This is a genomic window from Pseudomonas baltica, assembly GCF_014235765.1.
Classification (GTDB): domain Bacteria; phylum Pseudomonadota; class Gammaproteobacteria; order Pseudomonadales; family Pseudomonadaceae; genus Aquipseudomonas; species Aquipseudomonas baltica.
In genome coordinates, this window is record NZ_JACMYH010000002.1 from 480,614 (window position 1) to 500,364 (window position 19,751).

Annotated in this window: 18 protein-coding genes; 7 read left to right on the plus strand and 11 right to left on the minus strand. The window is 64.1% G+C overall.

Translation table 11 applies throughout. The annotated features are described in order from the left end of the window. Position 1: 1 nt before the first annotated feature. The 6 genes from H7993_RS11665 to gloB all read right to left on the minus strand — a co-directional run bounded on the left by H7993_RS11665 (position 2) and on the right by gloB (position 8,233). The gene (locus H7993_RS11665; protein ID WP_185794483.1) at positions 2 to 1,021 is read right to left on the minus strand and encodes an ABC transporter permease; all 1,020 of its coding nucleotides are present in this window, start codon (positions 1,019 to 1,021) and stop codon (positions 2 to 4) included. Position 1,022: 1 nt separating this feature from the next. Then, on the minus strand, positions 1,023 to 2,096 hold the full coding sequence (locus H7993_RS11670; RefSeq protein WP_122476002.1) for a microcin C ABC transporter permease YejB: 1,074 nt from the start codon (positions 2,094 to 2,096) through the stop codon (positions 1,023 to 1,025). A 1-nt stretch (position 2,097) separates the two neighbouring features. Beyond that, positions 2,098 to 3,930 (minus strand): extracellular solute-binding protein, encoded by a 1,833-nt coding sequence (locus tag H7993_RS11675; RefSeq protein WP_185794484.1) that lies wholly within the window; start codon positions 3,928 to 3,930, stop codon positions 2,098 to 2,100. Then, entirely contained in the window at positions 3,927 to 5,768 is a 1,842-nt protein-coding gene (locus tag H7993_RS11680) for an extracellular solute-binding protein (RefSeq protein ID WP_185794485.1), read from the minus strand. Before H7993_RS11680 ends, H7993_RS11675 begins: the two co-directional genes overlap by 4 nt. A gap of 140 nt (positions 5,769 to 5,908) precedes the next feature. Beyond that, on the minus strand, positions 5,909 to 7,354 hold the full coding sequence (locus H7993_RS11685) for a lytic transglycosylase domain-containing protein (RefSeq protein WP_185794486.1): 1,446 nt from the start codon (positions 7,352 to 7,354) through the stop codon (positions 5,909 to 5,911). A 99-nt stretch (positions 7,355 to 7,453) separates the two neighbouring features. Next, entirely contained in the window at positions 7,454 to 8,233 is a 780-nt protein-coding gene (gloB, locus tag H7993_RS11690) for a hydroxyacylglutathione hydrolase (protein ID WP_185794487.1), read from the minus strand. Positions 8,234 to 8,314: 81 nt separating this feature from the next. Between gloB and H7993_RS11695 the strand changes: the two genes are divergently transcribed. The 4 genes from H7993_RS11695 (at position 8,315) to H7993_RS11710 (ending at position 10,977) form a co-directional block, all read left to right on the plus strand. Beyond that, on the plus strand, positions 8,315 to 9,085 hold the full coding sequence (locus H7993_RS11695) for a class I SAM-dependent methyltransferase (RefSeq protein WP_122475993.1): 771 nt from the start codon (positions 8,315 to 8,317) through the stop codon (positions 9,083 to 9,085). After that, a complete protein-coding gene (gene rnhA / locus H7993_RS11700; protein ID WP_185794488.1) occupies positions 9,085 to 9,549 on the plus strand; it encodes a ribonuclease HI in 465 nt (154 codons plus the stop codon). Before H7993_RS11695 ends, rnhA begins: the two co-directional genes overlap by 1 nt. Positions 9,550 to 9,654: 105 nt before the next feature. Further along, positions 9,655 to 10,386: a DNA polymerase III subunit epsilon gene (gene dnaQ, locus H7993_RS11705; RefSeq protein WP_122713741.1), complete on the plus strand. Its 732-nt coding sequence runs from the start codon at positions 9,655 to 9,657 to the stop codon at positions 10,384 to 10,386. Positions 10,387 to 10,392: 6 nt separating this feature from the next. Next, complete coding sequence (locus tag H7993_RS11710; RefSeq protein ID WP_342345041.1) at positions 10,393 to 10,977, plus strand: GNAT family N-acetyltransferase; 585 nt, start codon at positions 10,393 to 10,395, stop codon at positions 10,975 to 10,977. On the opposite strand, the gene H7993_RS11715 is transcribed toward H7993_RS11710, so the two are convergent. Further along, complete coding sequence (locus H7993_RS11715; RefSeq protein WP_185794489.1) at positions 10,960 to 11,862, minus strand: LysR family transcriptional regulator; 903 nt, start codon at positions 11,860 to 11,862, stop codon at positions 10,960 to 10,962. The two genes, H7993_RS11710 and H7993_RS11715, sit on opposite strands and share 18 nt — an antisense overlap. 61 nt (positions 11,863 to 11,923) lie before the next feature. Further along, a complete protein-coding gene (locus H7993_RS11720) occupies positions 11,924 to 12,133 on the minus strand; it encodes a hypothetical protein (RefSeq protein ID WP_122713739.1) in 210 nt (69 codons plus the stop codon). Between the two features lie 175 nt (positions 12,134 to 12,308). On the opposite strand from H7993_RS11720, the gene H7993_RS11725 reads away from it, so the two are divergent. Then, positions 12,309 to 12,860: an NADPH-dependent FMN reductase gene (locus tag H7993_RS11725; protein ID WP_122475985.1), complete on the plus strand. Its 552-nt coding sequence runs from the start codon at positions 12,309 to 12,311 to the stop codon at positions 12,858 to 12,860. 113 nt (positions 12,861 to 12,973) lie between these two features. Further along, a complete protein-coding gene (locus H7993_RS11730) occupies positions 12,974 to 13,678 on the plus strand; it encodes a YebC/PmpR family DNA-binding transcriptional regulator (protein ID WP_122475984.1) in 705 nt (234 codons plus the stop codon). A 301-nt stretch (positions 13,679 to 13,979) separates the two neighbouring features. Here H7993_RS11730 and H7993_RS11735 read toward each other — a convergent pair whose 3' ends face one another. Then, the gene (locus H7993_RS11735; RefSeq protein WP_185794490.1) at positions 13,980 to 15,266 is read right to left on the minus strand and encodes a leucine-rich repeat-containing protein kinase family protein; all 1,287 of its coding nucleotides are present in this window, start codon (positions 15,264 to 15,266) and stop codon (positions 13,980 to 13,982) included. Positions 15,267 to 15,423: 157 nt separating this feature from the next. Here H7993_RS11735 and H7993_RS11740 point away from each other — a divergent pair, with 157 nt between their 5' ends. Beyond that, positions 15,424 to 17,301: an AMP-binding protein gene (locus H7993_RS11740; protein WP_185794491.1), complete on the plus strand. Its 1,878-nt coding sequence runs from the start codon at positions 15,424 to 15,426 to the stop codon at positions 17,299 to 17,301. Between the two features lie 11 nt (positions 17,302 to 17,312). Here H7993_RS11740 and zapE read toward each other — a convergent pair whose 3' ends face one another. After that, positions 17,313 to 18,410: a cell division protein ZapE gene (zapE, locus tag H7993_RS11745; protein WP_425312008.1), complete on the minus strand. Its 1,098-nt coding sequence runs from the start codon at positions 18,408 to 18,410 to the stop codon at positions 17,313 to 17,315. Positions 18,411 to 18,456: 46 nt separating this feature from the next. Continuing rightward, positions 18,457 to 19,599, minus strand: a complete 1,143-nt coding sequence (locus H7993_RS11750; protein WP_342345042.1) for a M14 family metallopeptidase — start codon at positions 19,597 to 19,599, stop codon at positions 18,457 to 18,459. Positions 19,600 to 19,751: the final 152 nt, after the last annotated feature.

The window sequence follows — 19,751 nt, forward strand, 5'->3', positions numbered from 1 at the left end:
GTCATTTCCTCGGGTCGAAGGCGTCACGGGCCGATTCGCCAATGAACACCAGCAGGCTGAGCATCAGCGCCAGCACGGTGAAAGCACTGATGCCCAGCCAGGGCGCCTGCAGGTTGGACTTGCCCTGGGCGACCAGCTCACCCAGCGATGGCGAACCGGCAGGCAGGCCGAAGCCGAGAAAATCCAGGGCGGTCAGGGTGCCGATCGCGCCCGTCAGGATGAACGGCATGAAAGTCATGGTCGAGACCATGGCGTTGGGCAGGATGTGGCGGAACATGATCGCGCCGTTCTGCATGCCCAGCGCGCGGGCTGCACGCACGTATTCAAGATTGCGGCCACGCAGGAATTCGGCGCGCACCACGTCCACCAGGCTCATCCAGGAAAACAGCAGCATGATGCCCAGCAGCCACCAGAAATTGGGTTGCACGAAGCTGGCCAGGATGATCAGCAGGTACAGCACCGGCAGGCCGGACCAGATCTCCAGGAAACGCTGGCCTGCCAGGTCCACCCAGCCGCCATAGAAGCCCTGCAGCGCACCGGCGATGACCCCGATGATCGAGCTGGCGATGGTCAGCGTCAGGGCGAACAGGACCGAGATGCGGAAGCCATAGATGACCCGCGCCAGCACGTCGCGCCCCTGGTCGTCGGTGCCCAGCCAGTTCTGCGCGGAAGGCGGCGCCGGTGCCGGTACCCTGAGGTCGTAGTTGATGCTCTGGTAGCTGAACGGGATCGGCGCCCAGAGCGTCCAGCTGTCCTTGGCCGCCAGCAGTTCGCGCAGGTAGGGACTTTTGTAGTTGGCTTCGAGGGGGAATTCGCCGCCGAACGTCGTTTCCGGGTAGCGTTTGAAGGCAGGGAAATACCACTCGCCGTCGTAGCGCACCGCCAGCGGTTTGTCGTTGGCGATCAGTTCGGCGCCCAGGCTCAGGCCGAACAGCAGCAGAAACAGCCACAGCGACCACCAGCCGCGCTTGTTGGCCTTGAAGCGCTCGAAGCGGCGTCGATTGAGGGGAGACAGGTTCATCTCAGTGCTCCCGATGGCCGAAGTCGATGCGTGGATCGACCAGGGTGTAGGTAAGGTCGCCGATCAATTTCACCACCAGCCCCAGCAAAGTAAAGATGAACAGGGTGCCGAACACCACCGGGTAATCGCGGTTGATCGCCGCCTCGAAGCTCATCAGCCCCAGGCCGTCGAGGGAGAAGATCACTTCGACCAGCAGGGACCCGGTGAAGAAGATGCCGATGAAGGCCGAGGGGAAGCCGGCGATCACCAGCAGCATGGCATTGCGGAACACGTGGCCGTACAGCACGCGGCGATTGCTCAGCCCCTTGGCCTTGGCGGTGACCACGTATTGCTTGCCGATTTCGTCGAGGAAACTGTTCTTGGTCAGCAGCGTCATGGTGGCGAAGTGGCCGATCACCAGGGCGCCGACGGGCAGCACCAGGTGCCAGAAGTAGTCCAGCACCTTGCCGCTCCAGCTCAGCTCCTCGAAATTGTTGGACGTCAGGCCGCGCAGCGGGAACCAGTCCAGGTAGCTGCCGCCGGCGAACACCACGATCAGCAGGATGGCGAACAGGAAGGCGGGAATGGCATAGCCGATGATGATCGCCGAGCTGGTCCAGACGTCGAAATGGCTGCCGTGGCGGGTGGCCTTGGCGATGCCCAGGGGAATAGACACCAGGTACATGATCAGGGTGCTCCACAGGCCCAGCGAGATCGACACCGGCATCTTTTCCACGATCAGGTCGATGACCTTGGCATCGCGGAAGAAGCTGGTACCGAAATCCAGCTGCGCATAGTTCTTGATCATGATCCACAGGCGCTCGGGGGCTGGCTTGTCGAAGCCGTACATCTTCTCGATTTCCTTCACCAGCGCCGGGTCCAGGCCCTGCGCGCCGCGGTAGCTGGAACCGGCGACCGCCACTTCGGCTCCACCGCCGGCGATGCGGCTGGTGGCGCCGTCGAAGCCTTCGAGCTTGGCGATCATCTGTTCCACCGGCCCGCCAGGCGCGGCCTGGATGATGGCGAAGTTGATGATCAGGATGCCCAGCAGGGTAGGAATGATGAGCAGCAGTCGGCGCAGGGTATAGGCCAGCATGTCAGGGCGTCTCGGAAGGCGTGGGGGTTACCGCCGGCGTGGCGTGGGGCTTGCTCCACCAGGTCTGCAGGCCCACGTCGTAGCGTGGCGTGATGGCCGGGTGGCCGATGTGGTTCCAGTACGCCACGCGCCAGGTCTTGATGTGCCAGTTGGGGACCACGTAGTGGCCCCAGAGCAGGACGCGGTCCAGGGCCCGGGCGTGATCGACCAGGTCCTGGCGCGAGGTGGCATTGATCAGGCTCTCCACCAGGCTGTCGATGGCCGGGTCCCTGAGCCCGATGTAGTTGCGGCTGCCAGGCTTGTCGGCGCTGGAGCTGGCCCAGAACTCGCGCTGCTCGTTGCCGGGCGAGGTGGACTGGGAAAAACTGCCGACCATCATGTCGAAGTCGCGCGAACGAATGCGGGTGATGTACTGGGAGACGTCGACGCGGCGGATCACCAGTTCGATACCCAGGTCGGCGAGGTTGCGCTTGTACGGCAGCAGCACCCGGTCGAAATCGGCCTGGGTCAGCAGGAACTCGATCTTCACCGGTGTGCCCCGGGCATCGACCATCTTGTCGTCGACGATGCGCCAACCCGCTTCCTGCAGCAGTTTGTAGGCGCGACGCTGCTGCTCGCGCAGCATGCCGCTGGCGTCGGTGACCGGGTTGTTGAACGGTGTATCGAAGACTCGTTCGGGAATCTGCCCGCGCAGCGGTTCGAGAATCTTCAGTTCGGCGGGGCTTGGCAGGCCCGAGGCCGCCATGTCGGAGTTCTCGAAAAAGCTGTCGGTGCGCGTGTAGGCGCCGTTGAACAGCTGTTTGTTGGTCCACTCGAAATCGAACACCAGGGCCAGGGCTTCGCGCACGCGCACGTCCTGGAACAGCGGCTTGCGCAGGTTGAACACGAAGCCCTGCATGCCGGTCGGGTTGCCGTTGGGTATTTCTTCGCGGATCAGGCGCTTTTCGCGGACTGCGGGAATGTCGTAGGCGGTGGCCCAGTTCTTCGCGCTGCTTTCGAGCCAGTAGTCGAACTGTCCGGCCTTCATGGCTTCCAGCGCCACGGTACTGTCGCGGTAGTACTGGATGTCGAGCACGTCGAAGTTGAACATGCCGCGGTTCATCGGCAGGTCGCGTGCCCAATAGTCCTTGACCCGCTCGTAACGTATCGAGCGACCGGCCTTGACCTCTGCCACCCTGTAGGGCCCGCTGCCCAGCGGAATGTCCAGGCTGCCCTTGGTGAAATCGCGGCCTTCCCAGAAGTGCTTGGGCAGTACCGGTAGTTGACCGAGGATCAGTGGCAGCTCGCGATTGTTGCTGTGCTTGAACTTGAACAGCACCCGTTGCGGGTCTTCGGCGACCACTTCGGCGACGTCGGCGTAGTAGCTGCGATACAGCGGCGAGCCGCTCTGGATCAGGGTCTGGAAACTGAACACGACGTCTTCGGCGTGCATCGGCCGGCCATCGTGGAAACGCGCTTCGGGGCGCAGGTAGAAGCGCACCCAACTGTTGTCCGGGGCTTTCTCGATACGCCCGGCGACCAAGCCATACTCGGTAAACGGCTCGTCCAGGCTTTGCCGCGCCAGGGTATCGTAGTTAAGGTCCATGTCGTCGGCAGGCACGCCCTTGCTGATGAAGGGATTGAGGCTGTCGAAGCTACCCACGCCTTTCTGGCGAAAGGTGCCGCCCTTTGGCGCGTCGGGGTTGACGTAGTCGTAGTGCTGGAAGCCGGCCGGGTATTTCGGTGCTTCGTCGTACAGGGTGAGGGCATGCTGGGGCGCGGCCTGCGCCAGGCTGGCCGCAAGGCTCAGCGCGCATGCGCCGAGGGCTCTGGCCAAAGCAGGTAATGGCATCATTGACTCTTCTCCGTAGGCTTGACCCACCAGGCACTCAGGCCCAGGGTGTACGGCGGTGTAGTGACGAATGCCAACCGGCTGCGGTACGCCAGGCGGTGGTAGTCCAGGTACCAGTTGGCCACCATGTAGTGCTGCGACAGCAGCACGCGGTCCAGTGCCCTGGCGGCGGCTACCTGGTCGTCACGGCTCTGGGCGCCGAGCAGTTGCTCGAGCAGGCGATCGACCACCGGGTCGGCAATGCCTGCATAGTTCTTGCTGCCGCGCACGGCGGCCTGGCTGGAGTGAAAGTACTGCCATTGCTCGAGGCCCGGGCTGAGGGTCTGCGGCAGGGTCAGCGAGATCATGTCGAAATCGAACTGGTCCAGGCGCTGTTTGTATTGCGCGCGATCGACGCTGCGCAGGTTGGCCTGCACGCCGATACTGGCCAGGTTGGCGACATAGGGCCCCAGGATGCGCTCCAGATTGGAATTGACCAGCAGGATTTCCAGGCGCAACGGCTGGCCTGCGGCATTGCGCAGACGGTCGCCCTGCAGCGTCCAGCCGGCATCCCCAAGCAGCTTCAGGGCCTGGCGCAAGGTGGCTCGAGGAATGCCGTTGCCGTCGGTACCGGGCATGCTCGGCGCTTCCAGAAAGAGGGCCGGGCTCAGTGCGTTTTTGTACGCCGACAGCAGCAGGCGTTCCTTGCCGCCGGGCAGGCCGGTGGCGGCGAATTCGCTATTGGGGTAATAGCTCTCGGAGCGCCGATACGCGCCGCTGAACAGCGCGCGGTTGGTCCATTCGAAATCCAGCAACAGCCCCAGTGCTTGGCGCACGCGGGGGTCGCTGTAGGCCGGGCGGCGAGTATTGAAGAACAGGCCTTGGGTCTGCGTCGGGATCTTGTGGGGGATCTGCGCCTTGATCACATCGCCGCGACGCACTGCGGGAAAGTCATAGCCGTTGGTCCAGTTCTTCGCCTGGTGCTCGATGTAGATGTCGAACTCGCCGGCCTTGAACGCTTCGAAGGCCACGTCGCTGTCGCGGTAGAACTCGACCTCCATGCGATCGAAATTGTATTTGCCGCGATTCACCGGCAGATCCTTGCCCCACCAGTTTCGATCCCGTTCCAGCACCAGCCTTCTGCCCGGTACCACCTGCTTGATGCGATAGGGGCCGCTGGTCACCGGCGCCTCGAAAGTGGTCGCCTGGAAGTCCCGACCTTGCCAGTAATGCTTGGGCAGGATCGGCAGTTCGCCCAGGCGCAGGATCAGCAGCGGATTGCCCGAGCGCTTGAACACGAAGCGGATGCGAGTCGGGCTCAGCACATCGACCCGCAGCACTTCCTGCAGGTTGGTGCGGTACATCGGATGGCCCTGGGTCAGCAAGGTACGGTACGAGAACGCCACGTCGGCGCTGGTGATCGGGTGGCCGTCGTTGAACCGCGCCTGCGGCCTGAGATTGAACACCACCCAGCTGCGGCTTTCGTTGTATTCCACCGACTGGGCAATGAGACCATAGCTGGAGCTGGGCTCGTCCCCCGAAGGCGCGTACTGGCCGGTACCTACCATCAACGGCTCGTTCAGCTCGTTGATGCCGTACTGCAGGAAGTTCGCGGTCTGGACCGGACTGGTGCCCTTGAAAGTATAGGGGTTGAGCGTGTCGAACGTACCGAAGGCCATCGTCCGCAACGTGCCACCCTTGGGCGCATCGGCGTTGACCCAATCGAAGTGGCTGAAGCGTGCCGGGTATTTGAGCGTTCCGAATTGCGCATAGCCGTGGCTTTGGATGATCGTCGCGTTGGCGCAGGCGCTCAACGCAAGGCCCAGCAGGCAGGCCAGCAGGCGGAAGGGAAGGGGACACATCAATTCATGAATCCGAACCGGTCGGCGATGACTTTGTTGCGCTTACAGTAACAGTTTGTCTCAGCAGGAAGAAGAGTGGTGATGGCGTTAAGCTGGCGCTGGAACGCTCCTCAGGGGGAGCGTTCCAGGTCAGCGCGCACTCAGCGGCGGTTGAGGTAGACCGTAAGGGTCTGGCCAGGCTTGAGCGCGTGGCCGCTGCGCGGATTCCAGCGCTTGAGATGCTGCATCTCGACGTTGAAGCGCTTGGCGACCAGGTACAGCGAGTCGCCCTTGCGCACCTTGTAGGTGGTGGTCTTCTGCGCATCGCTGGCAGCCGAGCCAGCCTTGGCCGCCAGGCGGCCCTTGGCCGGGGTTTCGGCCTGCATGACCAGGGTCTGGCCAGCCTTGAGGTTCTTGCCGGTCAGGCGGTTCCAGCGCTGCAGGTCGCGGGTATCGACCTTGTTGGCCTTGGCGATGGACGCCAGGTTGTCGCCGCGCCGCACGGTGTACGACTTGGGCCGGCTGGGCTGCACCACCGCCACTTCGTCGAAGACGCGCTGGGCGGGTGCCAGGGTCAGCAGTTCTTCGGGCTTCATGTTCGACAGGCTGGCGGTCAGCAACTGCGCCTTGGCCGTGGGCACCAGCAGGTGCTGGGTGGGCTCCATGGTGACGCGCTTCTTGAATGCCGGATTGAGCTGGAACATCTCGTCTTCGTCGATGCCGGCCAGTGCCGCGACGCGGGACAGGTCGACGCGCTGGTTGACCTCCACCACGTCGAAGTACGGTTGGTTGGCGATCGGGTTCAGATTTACGCCGTAGGCTTGGGGCGATTGCACCAGTTCGGCCAGGGCGAGCAGCTTGGGCACGTAGTCACGGGTCTCCTGCGGCAATGGCAGGTTCCAGTAGTCAGTCGGCAGGCCGAGCTTTTCGTTGCGCTCCATGGCGCGGCTGACCGTGCCTTCGCCGGCGTTGTAGGCCGCCAGGGCCAGCAGCCAGTCGCCGTTGAACATCTCGTGCAGCTTGCTCAGGTAGTCCAGCGCCGCACCCGTGGAGGCGGTGACATCGCGACGACCGTCGTAGAAGTTGGTCTGGCGCAGGTTGAAGTAGCGGCCGGTGGACGGAATGAACTGCCACAGCCCGGAGGCATCGGAGCGCGAATAGGCCATCGGGTTGAAGGCGCTTTCGATGACCGGCAGCAGCGCCAGTTCCAGCGGCATGTCGCGTTCTTCCAGGCGCTCGACGATGTAGTGCATGTACAGGCTGCCACGGCCGCTGGCACTTTCCAGGAACGATGGGTTGCTGACGAACCACAGGCGCTGCTGTTCGACGCGCGGGTTCATGGCAATGCTGTCTTGCAGCTGGAAACCGTCGCGAATACGCTCCCATACGTCCTGGGGGGCTTTCTTGGGCTGGCTCTGGTTGACGAAAATCGGCTTGGGCCGCACGTGTGCGGTCAGGGCATGGGGGCGGGCGTCCGGGGCGGCGCCCGAGGACACGCTCGCGGTGCTCTGGCAGCCGGCCAGGCCGGCGCACAGCGTGACCGCGATCGCCTGGGCCAGTCGCGTCAATGCGTCGGACTTGATGGTTTTACGTATGGATGACGACATTGGCTGGAGGATAGTTCCGCGCGAAAATGTCGGGCGATTCTAGAAAGTGACCGAAGGCCGGTCAACCTTTGAGAAATTTCCGACACAAATCAGTGCCCTTCAGAACTTATCTTTCCAACTACGCAAGGTTGCAAACACCGCCTGCGCCGTGCTGTGAGAGGTTCCGGCCCGTTCGTCTGCTTTTTGTTTAACGGATGTTTCAGCGGCCCGCAGAAACGGGTTCGTGCGCTTTTCCAGGCCGATCGAGGTGGGCAGGGTGATCGCATCGCGCTGGCGCAGCGCAGTGACCTCTTCCAGACGCTCGGCGATGTCCGGATTGCCGGGTTCTACCGCGCTGGCGAATTTCAGGTTGCTCAGGGTGTATTCATGGGCGCTGTAGACCAGGGTGTCATCGGGCAGCCCGGCCAGGCGCGACAGCGACGCGTGCATCTGCTGCGCCGTGCCTTCGAACAACCGCCCGCATCCGGCGGCGAACAGGGTGTCGCCGGGGAACAGCAGCGGCTGCGTGTCGCTCAGGTGGTAGAAGGCGATGTGCCCCGCAGTATGCCCCGGCACGTCATGGACCTGCAGGTGCAGGCCGAGTACGTCCAGGCTGTCACCCTCGCGCAGGGCGCGGTCGCGCGCCGGGATCGATTCCTGTGCCGGCCCGCTGACGTGCGCGCCGGTGCGCCGCTTGAGCGCCTGAACGCCGCCGACGTGATCGTTGTGGTGATGGGTGACGAGGATATCGGTCAGGCGCATGTCGGGATGGGCGTCGAGCCACCGCTCGACCGGCTCGGCGTCGCCCGGATCGACGACCGCGCACTGGCGCGCCGCAGTGTCTTGTAACAACCAGATGTAGTTGTCGGAGAAAGCGTTCAGCGCGTGAATCTGTATCATGGCTCGGTTCGCTTGATTTCGATTAATGGTCCATCTTAGTGCCCCGTCGGCATTAGGTGAACCTCAGTGTGGGAGATCGTCATGACCGATACCGCCTTTGCCCAGGCCGACCCACAGTGGCTGGCCCTGATCGGCCAGGCCCGCGAATGGTTCGCCGGGCCGCACGGCCAGTTGCTGCTGCGCGAAGAACAGCGCTTGCTCGAAGAAGAGCTGGCGCGCTTCTTCGGCGGCTATCTGGTGCATTACGGCCCCAGCGCCGAGCCACCGCCGGTGGCCGGGCAAATCCACCGCAACGTGCGCATGGGTGCGCCCTTTCCAGGCGTCGAGATCGTGTGCGAAGAGCAGGCCTGGCCGCTGGGCGAACATGCCGCGGACGTCGTGGTGCTGCAGCACGGGCTGGATTTCAGCCTCTCGCCCCACGGCCTGCTGCGCGAAGCGGCCAGCGCGGTGCGGCCGGGTGGGCACCTGCTGATCGTCGGCATCAACCCGTGGAGCGCCTGGGGCGCGCGCCGGGTGTTCGCCAAGGACGGGCTGCACAAGGCGCGCTGCTTCTCCGCTTCGCGGGTGGCCGACTGGCTGAACCTGCTCGGCTTCGGGCTGGAGAAACGCCGGTTCGGGTGTTATCGTCCGCCGCTTGCCTCGCCCCGCTGGCAGGCGCGCCTGGCCGGCCTCGAACGCGTCGCCGGCAAGTGGCAGAGTGGCGGTGGGGGCTTCTATATATTGGTTGCGCGCAAGATGGTGGTAGGCCTGCGGCCATTGGTGCAGCAACGCCGCGAGCCAATGGGCAAGTTGCTGCCGCTGCCGATGGCCAAGGTCAACCGAGACAATTCGAACATCGATGGAAAAGCCTGATGAGTGACACTGTGGAAATCTTCACCGACGGCGCCTGCAAAGGCAATCCTGGCCCCGGCGGCTGGGGGGCATTGCTGGTGTGCAAGGGTGTGGAGAAAGAGTTGTGGGGCGGCGAAAGCACCACCACCAACAACCGCATGGAGCTGACGGCGGCCATTCGCGGGCTGCAGGAACTCAAGCGCGGCTGCGACGTGCTGCTGGTGACCGACTCCGAGTACGTGATGAAAGGCATCAACGAGTGGATGGTCAACTGGAAAAAGCGCGGCTGGAAAACCGCCGCCAAGCAGCCGGTGAAGAATGCCGACCTCTGGCAGCAGCTCGACGAGCAGGTCAATCGCCATCAGGTCAAGTGGCAGTGGGTACGCGGCCACAACGGTCATGCGGGCAACGAGCGCGCCGACGACCTGGCCAACCGTGGGGTCGATGAAGTGCGTGGCATGCGCCCGGCCCAGGCGGCCCGGTAACCCGATAGGAGCCCCTGCTGCGCTGTGCTAGAGTTTCACCGGTTGCCGTTCAGGCTCATCGCTCCACCTTGATCTTCGCTCACCCTGCTCGAGAGTTTTCTGCCCATGGCCGTTCGTTCCGTAGTATTCGACACCGAAACCACCGGTATGCCGGTCACCGATGGCCATAGGGTGATCGAGATCGGCTGCGTCGAACTGATGGGGCGGCGTTTGACCGGGCGCAATTTTCACGTCTATGTACAACCGGACCGGCCCAGTGACGAGGGCGCCATCGGCGTCCACGGCATCACCGACGAGTTTCTGGTGGGCAAGCCGCGTTTCGCCGAGGTCGCCGACGAACTCTACGAGTTCATCCAGGGCGCGCAGATCATCGCGCACAACGCGACCTTCGACGTGGGCTTCCTGAACAACGAGTTCAAGATCGCCGGCATGCCCGAGCGGGCCAACATTGCAGAGTACTGCACGGTGATCGACAGCCTGGCGATGGCCCGCGAGCGCCATCCGGGGCAACGCAACAGCCTCGATGCGCTGTGCAAGCGCTATGGCATCGACAACTCCGGGCGTGAGCTGCACGGCGCGTTGCTCGACTCCGAGATTCTTGCGGACGTCTACCTGGCCATGACCGGTGGCCAGACCAGCCTCTCGCTGGCAGGCAACGCCAGCGATGGCGATGGCGGCGGCAAGCAGGGCAGCGAGATCCGCCGACTGCCGGCGGATCGCCGGCCCACGGCGATCATCCGCGCCAGCCAGGCCGAGCTCGACGAGCACCTGGCACGTCTGCAGGTTATCGCCAAAGCTGCCGGGGCCGATGCGCTCTGGACGCAGTTGGGCGCGTAGCCCGCTGTGTCGCCTGCGAACGGCCCCGCCAGTGGCTTGACCGATAGCCAGCCGTGCATTCGCCTGGCTGATGAGCGTTTCGACGACTACGTGCTGGGCGCCGATTTCAGTGCCCAGGTCTGTGGCTATGTATCCCCCGTGTTCAACCAGCCAGTCGCCCAATGGCCGCTCAGGACGGTGCGTGTCTATCGCAAGGACTACGGCATAGACCCTGCCGAGTTCGCCCGCTATCGCCAACCCGAGGCCGGCGGTGCCATCTTCGTGGCGTGGCTCGGTGAGCAGGCCGTCGGTCATGTGGTGGTCAGCCGTCACTGGAACAACCTTGCCTATGTCGACGAGCTGGCGGTCGATGCGTTGGCGCGCGGGCAGGGCGTGGCCAAGGCGCTGCTCGATGTGGTGCGTTTCTGGGCGGTCAAGCAGGGTCTGCCAGGCATCATGCTGGAAACCCAGAACAACAACCTGCCAGCGTGCCGGCTGTACGAGCGCTGTGGTTTCAGGCTGGGTGGCATCGACTACCTGCGCTATCAAGCCATCGATGCGGCCAGCCACGAAACGGCGCTGTTCTGGTACACGTTATTCGCGGACGGGTGAGAGCAACGTCTGCGCGTTGTGCGCGATGATTTCGAGCAGGGTCTTTTCCGCCGCGCAAACCGATGCCTCACTGCGCGTAAGAGCATAGAGAGTGACCGGCACGGCGGGTGACAGCGGACACGTATCCAGCCCCTGGGCACGCGCACCCGCTGCGGTAAAAGGATCGACGATGGCCAGCCCTTCGCCGGCCTCGACCATGCTGCGCATCATCTGGTAGGTCTGCACGCGAGTCTGGATGCGTGGGGGCGGATTCAGCGCTTGAAGCTTGTGTTCCAGCACCAGGCTTAGCGGGTCTTCCCCCTCCAGACCGATCATTGCCTGTCCCGCCAGTTCATGCAGTGCGATGTAGCGATGCTTGGGGGAGAGCCAGCCTTGAGGGGCGAGCAACTGCAGTTTGCCTTCGGCCAGCACCTGGCTGGTAATGGACGCGTGCTTGGGACTGTGCAGGCTCAGGCCGACGTCGGTCTGCTGCAGCAACAGGCTGCGCACCATGGCATCGGTATTCTGCACACCCAGCGTGCACGGGGTTTCACGAAAGCGTCGGCGCAGGGCAGCGATGCTCTGCGGCAGCAACTGGTGGGCCAGGGACGCTGTGCACACCACGTGCAGTCCGGGATCCTGATGCTCGCGCAGGCTGTCGGCCAGGCGTTGCAGGCGGTCCGCCTGAGTTTGCACGTTGGCGATGGCAGCCTGCATGCGCAGGGTTTCCGGGGTCGGCTGGAACCTCCCACGGGCCCGCGCAAACAGCAGGAAGCCCAGCTTTCGCTCGGCGTCCTGCAAGTTCTGTTCGAGGGTCTGCACGGGAAGGTCGAGCATTTGCGCAGCGCTCTTGAGTTCGCCGGTCTGGCAGAGCGCCTGGATGATTTCGATATGGCGCAGTCTCATGCGCGTTCCCTACCGGCTAACAACGCGGGGGGCGTGTCAGCGTTAATGGGTGCACGGACAGTCAAGGGATTCGGATGATTTCCACGCCGCTCTGTACCAGTTGGAAACGGTCGTCGCCCAAGTGGTTGACTCGATCGCCGATGGCCAGCTTGTAGGTACGGGTCGGCGCACTGCCTTCGACCGCCGGGGTCGACTCCTGAAACTCATGCACCGGATAGATACGACCTTCCGCATCGCGTGCATGAAATTGCCCAACCAGGACTACCGCCATTTTAGTTCCAACCTCTGAAGAATTTTGCGTGTATCTCGCTGGCACTGTAGACCCCTGTTTATTCAGGTAGTTTTGCCTGCGAGAAAAAATAGTGCGAGCGCCTGACCGATGGCGGACAAACCGGGCCAAGTCATCTATAACTAGCCCTCGGTTCATTCATCACAGGGGTACAGGCATGAGCAAGGTCTATTCGGTTGCGGTACTGGTCGGCAGCCTCAGAAAAGAGTCGATCAACCGCAAGGTGGCGCTGGCGCTGCAGGCCATGGCACCTGACAACCTGACGTTGAAAATCGTGGAGATCGGCGATTTGCCGCTCTACAACGAAGACATCGATGTCACCCCACCCGCTGCTTATACCACCTTTCGCCAGGCGTTGGGCGAAGCCGATGCGGTGCTGTTCGTCACCCCCGAGTACAACCGCTCGGTGCCCGCACCGTTGAAAAACGCGATCGACGTGGGCTCGCGCCCTTACGGCCAAAGCCACTTCACTGGCAAGCCGGGCGCGGTCATCAGCGTCTCGCCCGGTGCGGTAGGCGGCTTTGGCGCCAACCAGCATCTGCGCCAGTGCATGGTGTTCCTCGACGTGGCAATGATGCAGCAGCCCGAAGCGTACCTGGGTCACGCAGGTGGGCTGTTCGACGAGAACGGTCAGGTGGTGGAGAAGAGCCGGCCGTTCCTGCAGGGTTTCATCGACGGCTTCGGCAAGTGGGTGGCCCGCGTGGGTTGATGTTGCGCCCGGAGAATTTTGGTCGATGCGCTTGCGATGGGCAGGTAAACTGCGCCGCAACGCGCGGGCTGCAGTCGCCTGCGCATGGGTCGAGCGAACAAGAGAGCGGGTAAATGGGCGCACAGTGGAAAGCTAAACATCGCGAAGCAGCAGCCAACGCCAAGGGGCGGATCTTCGGCAAGCTGTCCAAGGAAATTTCGATCGCGGCGCGTTCCGGTACCGATCCGGACACCAACGCCCGCCTGCGGTTGGTGATCGAACAGGCCAAGAAGGCCTCGATGACCCGCGAGACGCTGGAGCGTGCCATCAAGAAGGGCGCCGGCGTAGGCGACGACGCGGTCAACTACACATTGGTCAAGTACGAAGGCTTTGCCCCGCACCAGGTGCCGGTCATCGTCGAGTGCCTGACCGACAACGTCAACCGCACCGTTTCGCAGATTCGCGTGCTGTTTCGCAAGGGCACCCTGGGCGCCGAGGGTTCGGTCTCTTGGGATTTCCATCACTACGGCATGATCGAAGCAACGCCTGATTCGGCCGACGTCGATGCCGAGGAAGCGGCCATCGAGGCCGGTGCGCAGGAGGTCGAGGAGGGCGACGAGGGCGCGTTCCTGTTCCTGACCGAAACCACCGATCTGGACGCGGTGTGCAAGGCGCTGCCGGGGCAGGGTTTTACGGTGGTGTCGGCGAAGATCGGCTACGTGCCGAAAAACCCGGTGACGCTGGATGACGCCGCGCAGTTGGCCGAGGTGGAAGACTTCCTCGACGCCATCGACGGCAACGACGACGTGCAAAACGTCTACGTCGGCCTAGCCGGCTGATCGGTAACCGCGTCCGGGTACATCGCGCTGTGACAGCTGGATTGTAGAAACCGCCGACGCGGCTTGCGCCGCTGCTACAGGGGTTGTGCGCGCGCGGTGTTCCGGGTTTGCGCTGCCTGTGTAGCAGCGGCGCGAGCCGCGTCCGGGTTCGCCGCGGTGCGTCAGGCAGAGTGCGCAGGCCGCCGACGCGGCTTGCGCCGCTGCTACAGGGGTTGTGTGCGCGCGGTGTACCGGGTTGGCGCCGCCCGTGTAGCAGCGGCGCGAGCCGCGTCCGGGGTCACTCGGGCGCGTCGGGGATACCTCAGGTACCCAGGCGCTGGGTGACTTGCGCGAAGCTGGGGCGGGCCAGCACTTGGGGCTGGACGCACTCGCGTTGCAAGGCCCACAAGCCGTCGTCGGTTTCAGTGCAGCGCGTCAGCAGCTCCTCGAGCAGCAAACCGAAGGCGCGAACTTCGATCCGCTCCAGCGCTTGCGATACCTCGCCATCGTCGCCGGGGTAGAACGAGGCGCCGCCGAAATCGCCGAACAGGCATTCGCCACTGTCGCGCCACAGCACGTTGTGGGCGTAGAAGTCCCCATGGTTGATCCCGCGCGCATGCAGATGGGCGCCGACTCCGGCCATACCCCGCAGCAGGCGCAACAGGGCATCGCGATCAATGGCGAAATCGGCCGAGTAGATGTCGCGCGTGCAAGAAGCCAGGCTGGGCGGACCCGCCAGGTTGGCGAACGACTGATCGATCAGCGCCATGACCAGCCCCGCAGTGCCGTCGGGATGCCCGCTCAAGCGTCCCAGCACCTCGATCAACTGCGGATGTTCGCCCGCAGCCATGCACGCATTCATCTCGTTGACCGGCGAGCCATCGCTGGTCATCGCGCCCTTGTACAGCTTTACCGCCACCGGCTGCCCGCTTTCCAGGTGTGCACGATAGATGATGCCCGAAGCCCCTTCGCCCAGACGCTCGTCCAGGCGCAGGTCGCTCCAGGCGATGTGCCCGCGTGTGCCCTCGCTGTGGGGTGTGGTGAAGGCTTCGCTCATGGGGTTCCCGGCATACGCCAGCCAGGCCAGCCGTGGCAGGCGCAGCAGCCAGTCGGGCAAGGCCGGCAGGCGGTTCGCCGACAGCCGCAGCAGCTCGAGGTTTTCCAGCTGGGCCAGCCGCTCGGGCAAGGCCTGCAGACGGTTGCCCGAGAGCATCAGTTTCTGCAGGTGCAGGCAGTCACCCAGCGCGTCGGGCAAACGCTCGATGCGGTTGTCGGTGAGAATCAGCCAGCGCAGCTGTGGCGGCAGCGCCTGCGCAGGTACGTGTTCGATCCGGTTGGCCTTGAAGCCGACCATGCTCAACTGCGGGCAGCGACCGATGCAGGCGGGCAGCTCGGTGAACGGATTGTCCGAGCAGAACAGTACCTTGAGCTTGTGCAGCCGGTGCAGGTCATCCGGTAGCCGGGTCAGGGCGTTGCCGCTGAGGTTGAGCACCTCCAGGCTGTCGGCCAGGGTGAAGATGGCCTGGGGAAATTCGGTCAGGCCGCAGGCCAGGTCCAGGCGGGTGGCGCCAGCCAAATGGCCGGCTTCGAGCAGCTCGAGGGTATTCATGGGACAACCGTCATCAAGGAAATCGCGGTGGCCATCATAGCGGTTCGTGCGCGCCACGCCACGTTCGACGTTCGACCTTGGTCGGCTGGCAGCTCGGCCAACCCCAGCCATACTCAACGCTCGCCCTTCAATAACAACAATCCAGGGTTGGCTACCGATGAACTATGAGCAAGCGTACGAACGCTCCATTTCCGACCCCGCCGGTTTCTGGGCAGAACAGGCCCGCGCGGTCGCCTGGTCGCACCCGCCGCAGCAGGTGCTCGACGTAAAGCCCGACGGCACCCATCGCTGGTTTGCCGATGGCCGTCTGAATACCAGCTATCTGTGCCTGGACCGGCAAGTGGCACTGGGTCGCGGCGCACAGACAGCGCTGATCTACGACTCGCCGGTAACCGGCGTACAGCAACGCTTCACCTATCAGCAGCTGCTCGACCAGGTGGCGCGGCTGGCGGGCGTGCTCACCCGCCTGGGGGTGGCCAAGGGCGATGGCGTGGTGGTCTACATGCCGATGGTGCCCGAGGCTGCCATGGCGATGCTGGCCTGCGCGCGGATCGGCGCGGTGCACTCGGTGGTGTTCGGCGGCTTCGCTGCCAATGAACTGGCGCTGCGCATCGACGACTGCCGGCCCAAATTGCTGCTCACCGCCTCGTGCGGTGTGGAATTCGACCGGGTGATTGCCTACAAGCCGCTGGTGGACAAGGCCATGGGCCTGGCTCGCCATGCTCCCGCACAGGTGCTGGTGCTGCAACGTCCGCAGGCTTTGGCGACACTGCAGGACGGCCGCGATCTGGACTGGCAGGCACAGCTGGCCGATGCTGCGCCCGCAGCGGCCGTGGACATGGCCAGCGGCGATCCGCTGTACGTGATGTACACCTCCGGCACCACCGGCAAACCCAAGGGCATCGTGCGCGAAACCGGTGGTAACGCGGTGGCCCTGACCTTCGCCATGGGCGCCATCTACGGCATGCGCGCAGGCGATGTCTGGTGGGGAATTTCCGATGTCGGTTGGGTGGTTGGCCACTCGCTGATCGTCTACGGGCCGCTGATGTGCGGCTGTACCAGCGTGCTCTACGAGGGCAAGCCCATTCGTACGCCGGATGCCGGCAGCTATTGGCGCGTGGTCGAGCAGTATGGCGTCAACGCGCTGTTCTGCGCGCCCACTGCAATGCGTGCCATCCGCAAGGAAGACCCCGAGGGGTTGCTGCTGCGCGGTTACGACCTGAGTTCGCTGCGGCAGCTGTTCCTGGCCGGCGAGAAGCTCGACTCCAGCACTCATCGCTGGCTCGAAGCGCAAACCGGCAAGCCGGTTCACGATCACTGGTGGCAGACCGAGACGGGGTGGCCTGTGACCGCGCCCTGCATGGGCCTGGAAGGCTCGGCCGTGCGGGTGGGCTCGAGCAACCGAGCGGTGCCGGGCTATCACGTTCAGGTACTGGATGAGCAAGGCGAGCTGATGGCGCCCGGCGAGCAAGGCGCAATCGTCATCGCGCTGCCGTTGCCTCCCGGTTGCAGCCAGACCTTGTGGGGCGATCACCCGCGCTACCTACAAAGCTATCTGGAGCGCTACCCCGGCTATTACCACACCGGCGACGGTGGCTACCTGGATGCCGACGGCTATGTCCACATCATGGGGCGCACCGACGATGTCATCAACGTCTCGGGCCATCGGCTGTCGACCGGGGAAATGGAAGACCTGGTGGCCCGCCATGCCGACGTGGCGGAATGCGCCGTCATCGGCGTCAACGATGAGATCAAGGGCGAGGTGCCGCTGGCGCTGGTGGTGCTCAAGGACGGCAGCGCGGTGAGTCCGTCCGTGCTGCAGGCACAGTTGGTCGCGCAGGTACGCGAATCCATCGGGGCGCTGGCATGCCTGCAGCGGGTGCTGGTGGTCAAGCGCCTGCCCAAGACGCGTTCGGGGAAGATCCTGCGGGCGGTGCTGCGCAAGATCGCTGCGCAAGAGGTGTTCGTCGCACCTTCGACCATCGATGACCCGGCGATACTGGAGGAAATCGCCCAGGTGCTCGCTGCGCGCTAGGTGAGGACGAGCTACCGGCGCGGTGGCTCGCCCAGCATGGTCAGCTGCCCCAATCGACTGCGTGTGCGCATCAGGTCGATGACCGACCCTGCCAGGCTCTCTGCCAGGGGCCGCTCGCTGACCAGTATCAGTGTCTTCTCCTGGTCGTACAGCACGTCGATGAGGTTGATGAAGCGCTGCTGCACGGCGGTCGAGCAGTCGTCCAGCATCGGCAGATGGTCAATGCTCCAGTGCTGGAAACGCTTGCACAGGGCCAGGTAATCAATGACAGCGGTCGGTTCCTCGCACAGGTCGGCGAAGTTGAAATGAATACGCTCGCCCGTGATCAGGCGGGCACGCAGCTCGCGGTGGCCGACGGTGAACGCCAGCGGTGCCAGGTCGGCGGGCGGCAGTTGCAGCAGCGCACGCTGTGCCGCCGTGCCCGGCCATACATAGTGACCGCGGGTGAAACACTGCTGTGCACCTGACTGGGCCAGGCTGCGGTAGTCGGTGGCGCCGCCGACTTCGAGCACCTGCATGCGCGCATTGATCAGTTCGATGACGGGCAAAAAGCGCTGGTGATAGAGCGGATTGGGCAGCAGGCCTTCCGGCGGGTAATTGGAGGTCACTACCAGGAGGATGCCGCGGTCGAACAGCGCCTTGAACAAGCGCGTGATCAGCATGGCGTCGCCGATGTCGTGCACGTGGAATTCGTCGAAACACAGCAGGCGGCAGTTATCGAGCAGTTCATCCAGGGTGCTGGCCAGCGGATCATCGGCCTGGCCGTGATGGAACATGCCCTGATGCAGCTTGGCGAAGAAATCATGGAAATGCAGGCGGCGTTTCTCATCCACAGGGGCGGCGCGGAACAGGCCGTCGAGCAGCCAGCTCTTGCCGCGCCCCACGGCCCCGTACAGGTACAGACCGCTCGCCGGCGTGCCCTGCAGCAACGCGGGCATGCGCTCGGCCATGCTGTCGATGACCCGCGCCTGATCGGCGCCCAGCGTATAGCCCGCCTGCCGGGCGCGCTCGTCGAACCAGGCGCGCAGTGCGCCACCGGCGTGGCCAGTGTTGGCGCAGGGCTGGGCGTTACGTTCAGGTTTGAACAGACGCCTGTACAAGGCGAGCAGCGACGGCGGTGCGGTCAATCGGGGCGCTCCTTGAGCAACGTGGGGGTCAACGCAAGTTAGGCGCCATCTGCGCCAGCACGCTCAGCACATCGCCGCCCAGTCGCGCCGAGCGCTGGCCGTTCCAGCCGGTAAGCGCATCGGGAGCCGCATCGTGATCCTTGAACGGCATTTCCAGGGTCAGCGACAGGCAGTCGAATCTCTCGCCGACGCTGTTGCAGGCGAGAGTCATGTTGGCCTCGCCCGGCTTGTCGCGGGTGTAGCCGTGTACCGCCTGGAAATCCGCCGTACGATCACACAGCAGGTCGCGAAAGGTCTGCTCCAGCTGGGCGATGCGCGGTGTATAGCCGGGATTTCCCTCGCAGGCCGCGGTGAACACGTACGGGATTTCCTCATCGCCATGGGCGTCGATGAACAGGTCGACACCGTGCTTGTCCATCTGCTGCTGCACGAAGAACACCTCGGGGGTGTATTCGGCGCTGGAGTCTTGCCAGGCACGGTTGAGGTCGCGACCGCGGGCGTTGGTGCGCAGGTGGCCGTGGAAGGCGCCGTCGGGATTCATGTTCGGCACCAGGTACAGATCGGCCACCGCCAGCAGGGCCTGAATCTGCGGATCATTCGCCTGCAGGCGGTCGATCACGCCCTCCATGAACCACTGCGCCATGTGTTCGCCAGGATGCTGCTGGGCGATCAGCCACAGCCGACGCTTGCCGGGCGCACCGTCGCCTTTGCGCAGCAACGGTATTTCCCGCCCCTCGCAGCTTTGCCCGACAGCCAGCAGTTGCAGGCCCGCCTGGGTGATCGCGCGATTGATCAGGGCGTCGTGCCGCTGCCGGCTGTAGGGCTCGAAATAGGCAAACCACATCTCGCTGCCCTGAGCGTCCAGACCGAACCGCAGTGCCTGGCCATCGAACGTACTGGGCACGCGGAACCAGGTCTGTTGGTCGCAGGACGCCACCGCGTGGTAGCCGTGCCAGGCATTGTTATAGGAAGACTGCGCAGCGTTCTGCAGCGTGAACTCGTAGCGTTGCCCGACCTGCAGCTCGGCAGCCTTGAAGTGAAACCACTGAAAGTGTGGGCTCTGCCGGTCGGGACGAATCGCCAGCTGGATGTCGAGAGGGTCGCGTAGGTCGATGGCTTCGATGTTGCCGCTATCGAAGTCGGCGCTGATCAGCGGGGCTGGGCGGGTCACGGTAGGGTCCTGTGGGTGAGTTCTTGTACCGCCCACTGTACACCGAGCGCTGGGCCACTTCGCAACTAGCGCACTCACTTCAGGGGGTGATCTTCATGTGCCAGGACGATGGGCGTGAGGGAGCGTTCGCCTGCGCACCTGCAACATGCAAA

What these genes read in the sequence shown, in the direction of transcription:
- H7993_RS11665 (WP_185794483.1), bottom strand. Translation starts at nt 1,021, where the DNA reads ATGAACCTGTCTCCCCTCAATCGACGCCGCTTCGAGCGCTTCAAGGCC.
- H7993_RS11670 (WP_122476002.1), bottom strand. Translation starts at nt 2,096, where the DNA reads ATGCTGGCCTATACCCTGCGCCGACTGCTGCTCATCATTCCTACCCTG.
- H7993_RS11675 (WP_185794484.1), bottom strand. Translation starts at nt 3,930, where the DNA reads ATGATGCCATTACCTGCTTTGGCCAGAGCCCTCGGCGCATGCGCGCTG.
- H7993_RS11680 (WP_185794485.1), bottom strand. Translation starts at nt 5,768, where the DNA reads ATGTGTCCCCTTCCCTTCCGCCTGCTGGCCTGCCTGCTGGGCCTTGCG.
- H7993_RS11685 (WP_185794486.1), bottom strand. Translation starts at nt 7,354, where the DNA reads ATGTCGTCATCCATACGTAAAACCATCAAGTCCGACGCATTGACGCGA.
- gloB (WP_185794487.1), bottom strand. Translation starts at nt 8,233, where the DNA reads ATGATACAGATTCACGCGCTGAACGCTTTCTCCGACAACTACATCTGG.
- H7993_RS11695 (WP_122475993.1), top strand. Translation starts at nt 8,315, where the DNA reads ATGACCGATACCGCCTTTGCCCAGGCCGACCCACAGTGGCTGGCCCTG.
- rnhA (WP_185794488.1), top strand. Translation starts at nt 9,085, where the DNA reads ATGAGTGACACTGTGGAAATCTTCACCGACGGCGCCTGCAAAGGCAAT.
- dnaQ (WP_122713741.1), top strand. Translation starts at nt 9,655, where the DNA reads ATGGCCGTTCGTTCCGTAGTATTCGACACCGAAACCACCGGTATGCCG.
- H7993_RS11715 (WP_185794489.1), bottom strand. Translation starts at nt 11,862, where the DNA reads ATGAGACTGCGCCATATCGAAATCATCCAGGCGCTCTGCCAGACCGGC.
- H7993_RS11720 (WP_122713739.1), bottom strand. Translation starts at nt 12,133, where the DNA reads ATGGCGGTAGTCCTGGTTGGGCAATTTCATGCACGCGATGCGGAAGGT.
- H7993_RS11725 (WP_122475985.1), top strand. Translation starts at nt 12,309, where the DNA reads ATGAGCAAGGTCTATTCGGTTGCGGTACTGGTCGGCAGCCTCAGAAAA.
- H7993_RS11730 (WP_122475984.1), top strand. Translation starts at nt 12,974, where the DNA reads ATGGGCGCACAGTGGAAAGCTAAACATCGCGAAGCAGCAGCCAACGCC.
- H7993_RS11735 (WP_185794490.1), bottom strand. Translation starts at nt 15,266, where the DNA reads ATGAATACCCTCGAGCTGCTCGAAGCCGGCCATTTGGCTGGCGCCACC.
- H7993_RS11740 (WP_185794491.1), top strand. Translation starts at nt 15,424, where the DNA reads ATGAACTATGAGCAAGCGTACGAACGCTCCATTTCCGACCCCGCCGGT.